Origin of the sequence: Dysgonomonas sp. 520, from assembly GCF_010501095.1 — a bacterium.
Taxonomy (GTDB): domain Bacteria; phylum Bacteroidota; class Bacteroidia; order Bacteroidales; family Dysgonomonadaceae; genus QVMP01.
Genome location: NZ_QVMP01000024.1, coordinates 23431 through 35357, shown reverse-complemented (window position 1 = coordinate 35357; position 11927 = coordinate 23431). Strand labels below are relative to the sequence as shown.

Sequence of the window (11927 nt, the reverse complement as noted above, 5' to 3'; positions counted from 1 at the left end):
CTTATTATTAAAACCTTTAAAAACAAATTGTATGATGAAAACTATTTACACTATTTCCCGTGTAGTATTAGTTACTGCATTGGTGTTCGCTAGCGTATTATCAGTGAGTGCGGCGAAGGGCGATTTTGGTGCTTGGGAGCTAAAAACCGGACACGGAGGTATGAAAAGCTCACCTGTTGGGTTTACAGAAAAGTCGATAACCATAGAGTTTTGGCTGAATGTAAACGAAGATACATCAGTTGAAAAAACTGCTATTATGGGTACAACAAACGGAGACGCAGGTTTTCTTGTAAGTGTGAGAGCAAACTCATTAAATGACAATGCGTTGGAGTTGAGGTTGTTTGCTAAAGATACAGAGAAAAACACTGCTCATTTCTTTGTTCCGCGCGAAGAGTTTGTGAATAAATGGGTACACGTTGCCTATGTAATTTCTGCAGAAGATGAAAAAGCATATATGTATTTGAATGGAGGATATGCTGACGAAAAAAGTGCTGTCGGAGGATATTTTGGCAACAGTTCTGTCGATTTGAGCATTGCTCAGTGGTGGAGCGATCCGAAACCTAATGGTAAAATGGCAGAAATTCGTATCTGGAACGTAGCCCGTACGGGAGATCAGATAGCTGAAAACTATGACAAGCGTTTGACCGGAAAAGAAGAAGGTTTGTATCTGTATTACAATTTCGACAACTTCGATCAGGTTATAACTAACGTAGCCAAGCCCGGAACTAATGATGGTTCTCTATCTCCTGTTGCTACTTGGAGCGATGTGTTTGCTTACGAAGTACTTGCGGCTATTCCTACAAATGTGTCAATGTCGAGCAGTGCGCTTACTTGGAGTGGTGCTGCAGATAGCTTTGATATAGAAATAGTTGAAGCAGGAACAGGCAATGTGGTGAAAGAAGATGTTGCAACCGGAAATTCTTATTCGTTAACAGATCTTGGTCTTGACGCAAACGAAACATATTATGCAAGAGTAAGAGCAAAAAATGCACAGTTTTGTTCCGATTGGGCTTTGTCGAGCGGATCATCTGCTATATGGAACCCAAGTGTTGAGAGCTTCTCTGTATACACAAAAGACAATTCAATCATTATAAATTCTGATATCGCTCAGAGCATTAATGTATTTGCTATTGACGGATGTTTGGTACGTTCTGTCGATCTAGCAGAAGGTGAAAATGTGATTAGCAATATATCGAAAGGTGTATATATTGTTGGTAAACAAAAAGTTATTGTTCGCTAATATTAATTTGGTTACAGGTAACTCGTTTACCTGTAACTGATATAAAATCAAATAAATATGAATATACAAATGTTGAGAAGTAAATTTTTGCTAACTCTTTTGTTACTAGCTGTTAGCTTTGGTGCTAATGCGGAAACAATTAAGATTTTGGCTATAGGAAACAGTTTTTCGGAAGATGCCGTTGAAAACTATTTGTACGAAATAGGAAAAGCTGATGATGTTACACTCATTATTGGTAACATGTATATTGGTGGTTGTAATCTTGAAACTCACTGGAATAATGCAAACGACAACAAAGCCAGTTACGAATACCGAAAAATAGTAGACGGAACAAAAACGAATACAAAAGATACAAAACTGGAAACGGCAATTGCTGATGAAGATTGGGATTACATTTCTTTTCAGCAAGCGAGCCCAAATTCGGGACAATACAATACCTATTTTCCATATCTGACCAATCTGTTGGCGTATGTGAAAACAAAAGCTACCAACCCCAATGTGAAGTATGCGTTTCATTCAACTTGGGCCTATCAGCAAAACTCAACTCATTCCGGCTTTGCCAACTATGGTAAAGATCAGATGACTATGTATAATGCAATTGTCGATGCTTCGAATCGTGCAGCTACGGAGGTTGGGATTAGCATCGTAATACCTTCGGGCACAGCAATACAAAATGCCCGTACTAGCTTCGTAGGAGACAACCTTTGTCGTGACGGCTATCATCTTGATACTAATATCGGACGTTTTATTGCTGCTTGTACTTGGTACGAAAAATTGACAGGAAAAAATATACTTGACAATACCTATGTGCTGGCTAGCCTTTCGGACAAAAGTTTGGAAGTGGCTCATAAATCGGCGCACAGTGCAGTACAAACTCCGCTTAGTGTTACCGACATAGATGTGGAGATGGAAGAAGCGAAAGGCGATTTCAATGCGTGGAATTTGACTACAACAGGTCATAATGGACTGAATGTTGGTAAGCTCGAATTTACTGAAAAAAATATGACATTGGAAACTTGGCTCTATATCGATGACAAAGGAGGTCTGAATAAGACAGGTGTGAATATTATATCTAACAGACACAATGGTAATCAGGGTTTTTCTGTAAATCTTAGAAACAATAGTGCAACCAGCAATGAAGACCTTGCATTTGTTTTTAAGAATACTAAAAACGATGGAACTTACGATCAGGCTTATACCTTGTTCTTGCCTCGCGAAGAATTTTCTGACAAGTGGGGGCATTTAGCTTTTGTAATTTCTTCGACTGATAAAAAGGCTTATGCCTATGTGAATGGCGAAGTTTATGATGTTATCGAAGATTTCTTTACAGACTGGGTAGGCAATAGGATAACAGACGAATTGTGGGTAGGACGTTGGTATAAGGATAGTCCCATTTTTTATGGAAAAATGGCAGACTTTCGTGTTTGGAATGTTGCCCGCTCCGATGAAGAGATTGCAGATAACTACAATCAGCGCTTGAAAGGAACGGAAGAAGGCTTGTATGTTTACTACAACTTCGACAATTTCGACCAGATTGTCATGAACGTGGCTAACCCCGGTACTAACAACGGGTCTTTGCTTCCTGCCGCTACGTGGAGAGATGTACACTCAAGCGAAGTGCTTTCTGCAAGACCAACAAATCTTCAGGTTGCAAATGATGTGTTTTCTTGGGATGGCGATGCCGACAGCTTCGAGGTAGAAATTGTGGAAAAAGAAAGCGGCGACATTGTGAAGACAGATGTTGCGACAGAAAATTCTTATTCGTTGACAGGCCTTACTCTTGATGAAAAGAAAGAATACGAAATGAAGGTAAGAGCAAAAACCACTTTGTTTTATTCAGATTGGGCATTAACTCTTTTCAATGACAAACAATCGGGTATAGCGAATTCTACAATTGATAAACTGAACATCTATTCCGAAGCCGGTTCTCTTATCGTTAATTCCGATTCGGAGCGTTTGCTGAACGTATATGCTGTTGACGGACGCTTGGTGCAGTCTGTAAACCTGAAAGCAGGAAAAACAATTATTGAAGGATTGCAAAAAGGATTTTATCTGGTTGACAATCAAAAAATTATTCTAAAATAAAAACTGGGTGGTATCAAAAAAATACAGGGAAACTACACTGATAAACTTTTGATATAGCCGGATTATTAATAAACATAAAAAAATTGTATTATGAAAAAAATGAACTTTTTTAATCGCGTGGTGCTGATAGTTTCAGCATTGCTAGTGACTAGCGGATTGTTTGCACAAACGGATTTTAATGCATGGGAATTTAAGAGTGGAAGTAATGGAATTGGTTCTGCACATGGACTTGACTTTGTTTCAAATTCAATAACTGTGGAGTATTGGATAAATATGGCTCCAACCGGACTTGTCAAAAACACGAATATTATGGAGACATTTGGGGATCCATATGGAATTAACATAAATGTTAGAGAAAATTCGGAGAAGGGGAATGCTTTAGAAATGAGACTATTTCTTAAAGATGCGACGAGTCCTACACCTCAGGCTATCTCCTTTTTTATACCAACTGAATATTATATAGAAAAATGGGCGCATATTGCATTTGTAGTTTCTGAAGCAGAAAATAAAGCATTTGTATATGTGAATGGTGAGCAATTTGGCGAAGCTACAGCTACAGGTGGATATTATGGTAATTATAGAAAATCGGATAATGCTCGTCGAACCTTTAACTTAGGAGGTTTATTTTGGAATAACAACAATCCGGCACTCATTGATACTAAATTAGCTGATGTTCGTGTTTGGTCTGTAGCTCGTACAGCGGAAGAGATTAAAGCTAATTATAATAAACATCTGACAGGTACCCATGAAGAGAATCCTGGTTTGTATCTGAATTATAGATTTGATGCTTTCATTAGACCTTTTAATAATGATGCTAATCCTCGAACAGCTGATTCTAATGATGAAATAAACAGAGGCTGGGCTAATCCTAATGTCGGAAATTGGAAGGAACTTCACGGACTAGAAACGCTATCTGCATATCCTAGAAATATAGCATTCTCTGATCAGGTTCTTTCATGGGATACAAGTGATGGAACATGGGAAGTGACAATCTTTGATACTGATGATCAAGAAGTACATTCAGAAACAGTTGCTACAAACTCAATTTCAATGAATGATATTGATGCTTTAAGTGATGGTACTACTTATTATGCAAAAGTAAGAACTTTAAATAATGGCGTCTATTCAGGATTCGTAACTTCTGATAACTTTACGAAAGCAACAACCGGTATAGGTGAGACTGAAATAGGTGCAACATTCTATGTAAACAATGGTTCTCTTATTGTGAATGCAGAAAGCGCTCAAACTCTAAATATCTATGCTCTTAGCGGACAATTGGTTCGTAGCATTGACATTGTTGCAGGAGAAAACGTTATAAATGGTTTGCCTAAAGGTTTCTATTTGGCTAATAATCAAAAAATAATTATCCGATAAAATAGAGCAACGAGATATTTGTTTATCTCACTGCAGACATATTTGTAAAGCGAGGACGGGACAAAAAAGTCCTCGCTTTTTTTTTACCTCTCATAAATTAAGGCTCTAAATTTTATTGAACCATGAAAAAAATAAAAATACTCTCTTATCTTATTTTGTTTTTAACACTTGCCTTTAGCACAAATCATGTAAGTGCAGCCGGCGATTTTGGGGCATGGAACCTAATGGGCGACCACAATGGCATGAATTGTGGCAATGTAGGTTCTACAGAAAAGGACCTCACATTAGAGTTCTGGATTTACCTTGACGAACAAGACGGAAAAAACATTAATGGAACATCCATCGTGAGCAATAGGCATGACGGAAGTCATGGCTTTACTGCCAGCCTGAATACAAATGCTCAGAACGACAATAAGGTAGATCTTCGCTTGTGGTTTAAAACAGTCAATAATGCTGCCTATGCATGTTGGGTGTCTCGTGACGAGCTTTCTAACAAGTGGAATCATATCGCTTTTGTTATTTCGTCGAAAGACAAAAAAGCGTCATTGTATTTGAATACAGAACTTCATAGTACTGTCGAAGATTTCAATGGCGATTGGCTAGGCAATATCAAATCGAATGGAAGCAACGTCGGCGATTTGTGGTTGGCTGCATGGTACGAATCTCCTAAGTTTCATGGAAAGCTGGCTGATGTAAGAGTGTGGAATACAGTTCGGACAAAGGAAAATATAAAAGATAATTATAAAAAAGTACAATCGGAAAAAGAGCCGGGTCTGCAAAAGTACTACACTTTCGAGGATGAGGTGTTTGCTCAAAGACCTGTTAAACTTGCAATTGCCGACAATAAGCTGACATGGGAGGCCGAAGGCGAAAGCTGGGATATAGAAGTACGCTCGTCTGTCGATAATTCTGTTGTACGGACAGCAAACGTAACCGAAAAATCATATTCTTTGGCTGGTTTGGACCCTAATGACGTTGTGTATGTAAGAACAATCAATAACGGCTTCTATTCGGGTTGGGCATTTAAATACGATTTCATAAAAGTGGGATGTGTAGGCGACAGCAATACGTATGGAGCAGAGGCTTCCGACCGCTCAAAATATGCATGGCCTATACAAATACGCAGTATGTTGGGCGACAAATACGAAACCCGCAACTTTGGTGTGAATTCGGCTCTTATGATGAATCATTTAAATGATGCCTGGAAGAATAAAACAGCTTACAGCGACAATAAATCGTATGATCCGGATATAATCGTAATTGCTTTGGGTACGAACGATTCGAAAGACAACTATTGGGATGCCGTGAAATTTAAAAAATCATACGTCGACTTGATCAATGAATTTAAAGGTTACTCAGCCGAACCTGAAATTTATATGGCAATACCTATCAAAGCGTATAGTAGCAGTTGGTCTATAAACGATCAGACAATACGTGAGAAAGTGACTCCTGTGATGCAGGAAATTTCGAAAGAAATGGGACTTCCTCTTATCGACCTGTATGCTGTAACAACAGATATTGCAAACCTGATGGCGTCCGACGGAATTCATCCGAAAGATAAAGGACTGGGTATTATGGCTCGAAAGATAGCAGACATCATGTTGTTGGAAAAACCAACGATAGAAATAAACAGCACGAAGACCTCATCTAAGTGCGCCGCATATTATTGGTATAAAGATAATGTATTGATAAATGATGCCAACGAAGCCACTTACACGGCAACCGCCGCAGGAAACTATAAAGTAGCCATTAAGTTGACAGATGAAACTAACGATGTTATTGTATCCGAACCCATTGAAGTAGCTCAGGCAAATGCCGTATTGTCAGCAATATATAATCCTCTATCGTCTATTTCCGTTCCTGAAAGAGATAAAGTAACAGTTGTATCTTTTCCCGACTACGTACAAGTGTCGAATGCGGATGGAGCAACACTGTCGCTTTATAATATTGGAGGAAGAAAGGTAACCGAAATCAAATTGAATGGTGATAAGGAATTAGTTGATACTGCTTCTTTAACAAAAGGTATCTATATCTGTAAAGTGAGTAAAGGTGATATAGTAACTACAACAAAAATAATGAAATAATAAGGTGTAAAACCTTAATATATCCTTTATAAAGATGAAAAACAAAATATTTTTAATTATAGCATTGAGCATCTGTTTCATAAACACGTATGCTCAGTCTCCGTTGGATCAGCGAATTGATGCACTGGTAAAATCCATGACTACTCAGGAGAAATTAGATCAGATGCGTAACAATCGTACCAGTTTTGGCGGCACACCTGCCAATGTTCGACTCGGTATTCCCGGTTTTGTGATGGGCGATAGTCCTCATGGAGTTCGACTTACTTCCGATCGTTACGGGCGTTCGGCTACGGCTTTTCCTACGGGAGTAGCTATGGCTGCCACTTGGGATGAAGCCGTTGTAGGGAAAATAGGTGAATATATGGGACTTGAGTTCTGGTCGTATGGCCGCCAACAGGCTTTGGGTCCATGTCTCGACCTTGCTCGTGACTCTCGTGGAGGACGTACTGCCGAAAGCGGTGGCGAAGACCCTTATCTGGCAGGACATTTGGCCAAATCATTCACTATCGGTATGCAAAAATATCCGATTATTGCTACTCTCAAGCATTTTATGGGTGAAAGTATGCAGGTGAATCGTTTGAAGATGGATGTAATAGCAAGCCAGCGTTGGCTGATGGATTTCTCAGGATATAATTTCCGTATTCCAATACAAGAAGCCGGAGCTATGTCTGTGATGAATTCGTACAACAAAATCAATGGAGAAAAAGCTGCCGAAAGCAGTATTTTGCAGAAAACGATATTGCGTGAGCGATGGGGATTCCCGTTCTATATAGTTTCTGACTGGGCCAGCATTGACGAAGCAAGAAATGCTGTGCGTGCCGGAACTGATATTTGCATGGGATCATCCAACTACGAAGCCGATTTGCCGGCATTGGTCGAAAATGGTCATGTTACAATGGCACAGATAGACAGTGCTGTGAAAAGCATATTGAAGACTAAGATTCTGAACGGTATGTTAGATTACTATCCGGCAGGAAATGAGTCGAATACGCAAACTCAGGAAATTACTGATTTGAACTTGTTGGCAGCTCAGAAGTCGGTTGTTTTGTTGAAAAATGAAAAGTCGGGCGCTAATCCTATTTTACCACTTCAAAAATCGGGAATTAAAATAGCGATTATAGGGCCTAATGCCACTGCCGAAAACCTCAACTGTTCGGGTAGTAGTGCTACCAATCCGCCTTATGCCATTAGTGTGAAAAAAGGGTTGGAAGACAAGATAGGTAGTGCGAATATCACTTACGCTAAAGGTTGCGACATTAATTCGACATCAAAAACAGGTTTTGCAGAAGCTAAAACACTTGCTGCTGCCGCAGATTATGTGATTTTTGCGGGAGGATTGGACAACACTCAGGAAGGAGAACAAAGTTTTGGCGCACATAACGACCGTGTTGGCGGCTCTTTTGCACTTCCTGCCATACAACAGGAATTGATCAATGAGTTAGCCGGTGTCAACCCGAACCTGATAGCTGTAATACAGAGTGGGGGAGTATGTACTTTCAACGACTGCTTGCCTAATATAAAAGGATTCATATATTCGTTCTATGCAGCACAGGAAGCAGGGCGAGCCATCGCTGATGTTGTTTTTGGAGATTACAATCCGGCAGGACGTATGCCTCTTTCGATGCCAATGAAAGACAGCGATTTTCCTGAATGGAAAGAAGATGTATTCCGCAAGTTTGAGCAAAATAAGGATGGAGGCTATCGTTGGTTAGATGAAAAGGGAACCATGCCCCGATATGCTTTTGGTTATGGTTTGAGCTATACAACTTTTGAGTATTCAAATCTACAAATGCCTACCGACGTAGTAGCAGGACAACCTTTCAGCCTTACGGTTGATGTTAAAAATACAGGTTCTCGTGCCGGAGAAGAGGTGGTTCAGGTTTATATAAGTGCTCCATCCGATAAGGTATGGATGCCTAAAAAAGAGTTGCGCGGGTTCAGACGTATTGCCCTTGAACCGGGCGAAACAAAAAAGGTTACGTTCGATTTTTGTGCCGATGATTTTTATTATTGGATTCAGACAAGCCGTAAATATAGCGTACAGGCAGGCAATTATACTTTCCGTGTAGGTGGTTCTTCAGATAATTTACCGCTTACTAAAAGTGTAACCTTCAAATCGGGATCGGAAAAACCTGATTTGCGAGTTACCCGTATCTATACTATGCCTCGTTATCCACTTGAAGGACAGAAAGTAAGTTTCTACGCTTTGGTGAAAAATCAAGGAAATGCAGCTACTAAATCAACTACTCCTTATAATATCTCGTTTTCTGTTGCCGGAAAAGATGTTGCTTCTACTGGGCAAACAAAAACTGTTATTGCTCCGGGACAGGTTAAACTGATAGCTTCGGAAGGAGAATGGACCGCCGAAACAGCAGGTCAGATGCAAATTGCAGCTAAACTGGCATTCTCAAACGAAAGCACAGAATGGGATGCAAGCAATAATTCTTATGCTACTGATATCGAGGTGTTCGATCCTCAGGTTGTTGCTTCCGAACATAAGAATCTGGCATTTCTGAAAGAGGTTACCGTATCATCAGAGGTTGGTAAGTACATTGGCAAACAATTGGTGGATGGCGACTTGTCCACTCGTTGGGATTCGGAGAATGGCACCACAGCATCGGCTGTTGTCGATCTGGCTGCTTTGTGTAAGGTTGATAAAATAGAGCTGTATTGGGATGCCGATTATGCCAAAGGATATGTTCTTGAGAAATCTATGGACGGTACAAGCTGGACGGAACTGAAAAAAGTTTCGAACAGTGTTGGCGAAGCCGAATATCATAGCCTCGAAAAATTTGATACACGTTATATCCGTATCAATTTTACAGAACGTAAGACGGGTGCCGGTAAATTCTCTTTGCGTGAAATTCGTGTTTTAGGAACTGAAGAAGAAAAGATGCCTGCCGCAAAAGTAATTTTACCGGAAAAAGTGGTGTTGCTACCTCATGCTAAAACTTATGTAGATGGCACAGCATCAACAAACACTGAAGATGGTGAACTGACCTATAAGTGGGAGCAAATCAGCGGACCGGTGCAAGCGTCTATATTATCTCCCGATCTGCCTTTGACAGAATTGCATTTCAATACCGCCGGAACTTATGTGCTTCGTCTGACGGTGTCTAATGGCACAAACAAGGCTTTCTCGGATTTTTCTATTACAGTAACAAATCCGACTACGGCTAATGACTTGGCACTCTTGAAGCCAACATCTGCGTCTTCTTCCGAAAAGGTTAATATGTATCCACAGGCTGCCGTTGATGCCAATGCCAATACTCGTTGGTCGTCGGCACATAGAAACGGCGAATGGTGGCAAGTAGATTTACAGCATCAGGTTAAGCCGTCGAAAATTTCTATTCTTTGGCATTCTGAGTATGCTAAAAAGTTCAATATTCAGATATCAGCCGATGGAAATACATGGAATACTTATGCAACAAATGACTCTTTCGGAGGCGGAACATCAAATAGCAGTAATGAAGGCAATGTTTCGGGACGATACGTAAGGCTCAATTGTGTAGAACGTTCCGGTCAGTGGGAAAATTCTATTAAGACATTCAATTTGTATGGCGATTTTGTTACAAATACAAATCAGGTTCCTGTAGCTAAAGCTAGTTATAGTGCTAATGCATCGGGCGATGTAATTACTCTTGATGCTGGCAAAAGTTCCGATGCCGATGGAGATAACCTGACTTACCAATGGGAGCAGATAACAGGTCCGGCTTTTGTAGATGTTACCGATGCGGATAAGGCTACGGCAACAATCTCTAATGCTCTGAAAGGTTCGTACTATTTCAAATTGACTGTTGATGATGGAAAAGATATTGATTTTACAATATTGCATGTTGTTGTAGACAATGATAATACAGGTATAACAACAACTCCGATAAACTCGGAACAACTGAAGGTTTATCCCAATCCTGTCAGAGATGAGTTGTATATTCAATATCCGCAAACTGAAAAGTTAAAAAGAACGGACGTATACAATGTTTCGGGTATGCTTATAACCTCTAAAGAAATATTGAATGGACGTGTTTCTTTGAAAGAGTTGGCAGAAGGTGTTTATTTTTTGCATGTATACTCGGATAATGAAAAAATAGGGAATGTTAAGGTTTTGAGAAGTTTTAAATAACTTTTTTTGACGTAATAAGTTAAAATACTTATAAAAACCAAAGTGAGGTTGTGGCAGTTCATTCTATATGTGACCTGTTTCACAACCTCATTATTTATGCCAATATTTTTGAACTACCAGATTCTCTTATTTAATAAAAAGAGGTTCAAGCATATCTTTTCTATCCTTATCAAATGAATATAATATGGGAGGGTTGTATGGGCTTGTACTTTTTATCTCATCCAATTGAATAACTGCTCCCGTGGCTAGTACCTTTCGCTGAAAATTGCGCCTGTCAAGAGGCTTGCCTAAAAAGACCTCATATATTTTTCTAAGTTCGCTCATTGTAAATTTTTCGGGAAGCAATTCGTATCCCACAGGAACAATGGGTAGTATTGCTTGTATGGTTTCGATAGCAGTTCTTATTATATTCTCATGGTCGGAATACAATGGTGGTAGATGGTCGATATCGAACCATTTGGCGGTATCTTCCTTCACCGAAACCAATTTAACTTCATTATATTTTACAAAAGCATAATACCCTAGACTTATAAATCTCTGTAAGAACCATTTATCAATATCTCCTACATCTTGAGCTTTGTTTGTCTCTTTCTCCAGATATTCCACATTCTGATCCATCTTGGTTCTATTGGGGTCGCTGAACAGATAGAATTGTTTCAAATAGACGTTTGTTAAACCGGTACGGCTGGTTAATATTCTTGAAGCAGCATCGTCAGAAGTTTCTTCCTTGAACATAAAACCGCCCGGCAATTGCCAAAAGTTGCTTATATCGAATTTATTTAGAAGAATACGAATTTTCTTTTTGTGAAAACTTAAAATTACACAGTCGATCGAAAATCCGGGATGAATACTATCCTCTGTATACGAATGAAACAAGCTCTTTCTGGTCATGCTTAGGTTTGTTTATATTATTATTCGAAACACATAAAATACTTACTAACCAAGGAAGTAACTTTATGTAAAACAAAAGTAATAAAACAAATGTTATGTAGAAATATAAATGCGTATCAAAAACGCAGAA

General features: G+C 39.4%; 6 protein-coding genes. 5 read left to right on the top strand and 1 reads right to left on the bottom strand.

What is annotated here, in order from left to right:
- The first annotated feature begins 31 nt into the window (after positions 1–31).
- The 5 genes from D0T56_RS13715 to D0T56_RS13695 all read left to right on the top strand — a co-directional run bounded on the left by D0T56_RS13715 (position 32) and on the right by D0T56_RS13695 (position 10906).
- Positions 32–1240, top strand: coding sequence for a LamG-like jellyroll fold domain-containing protein (locus tag D0T56_RS13715; RefSeq protein WP_163320732.1), 1209 nt, complete (start codon positions 32–34; stop codon positions 1238–1240).
- Between the two features lie 57 nt (positions 1241–1297).
- Positions 1298–3325 (top strand): DUF4886 domain-containing protein, encoded by a 2028-nt coding sequence (locus D0T56_RS13710; protein ID WP_163320731.1) that lies wholly within the window; start codon positions 1298–1300, stop codon positions 3323–3325.
- Between the two features lie 90 nt (positions 3326–3415).
- On the top strand, positions 3416–4699 hold the full coding sequence (locus D0T56_RS13705) for a LamG domain-containing protein (RefSeq protein ID WP_163320730.1): 1284 nt from the start codon (positions 3416–3418) through the stop codon (positions 4697–4699).
- 122 nt (positions 4700–4821) lie between these two features.
- Positions 4822–6783 (top strand): GDSL-type esterase/lipase family protein, encoded by a 1962-nt coding sequence (locus D0T56_RS13700; protein WP_163320729.1) that lies wholly within the window; start codon positions 4822–4824, stop codon positions 6781–6783.
- Positions 6784–6817: 34 nt separating this feature from the next.
- A complete protein-coding gene (locus D0T56_RS13695; RefSeq protein WP_163320728.1) occupies positions 6818–10906 on the top strand; it encodes a glycoside hydrolase family 3 C-terminal domain-containing protein in 4089 nt (1362 codons plus the stop codon).
- 126 nt (positions 10907–11032) lie between these two features.
- Here the strand turns inward: D0T56_RS13695 and D0T56_RS13690 are convergent, their stop codons facing one another.
- Positions 11033–11797 carry an NUDIX domain-containing protein gene (locus D0T56_RS13690; protein ID WP_163320727.1) on the bottom strand — a complete coding sequence of 255 codons (765 nt, stop codon included), beginning with the start codon at positions 11795–11797 and terminating at the stop codon, positions 11033–11035.
- Positions 11798–11927: the final 130 nt, after the last annotated feature.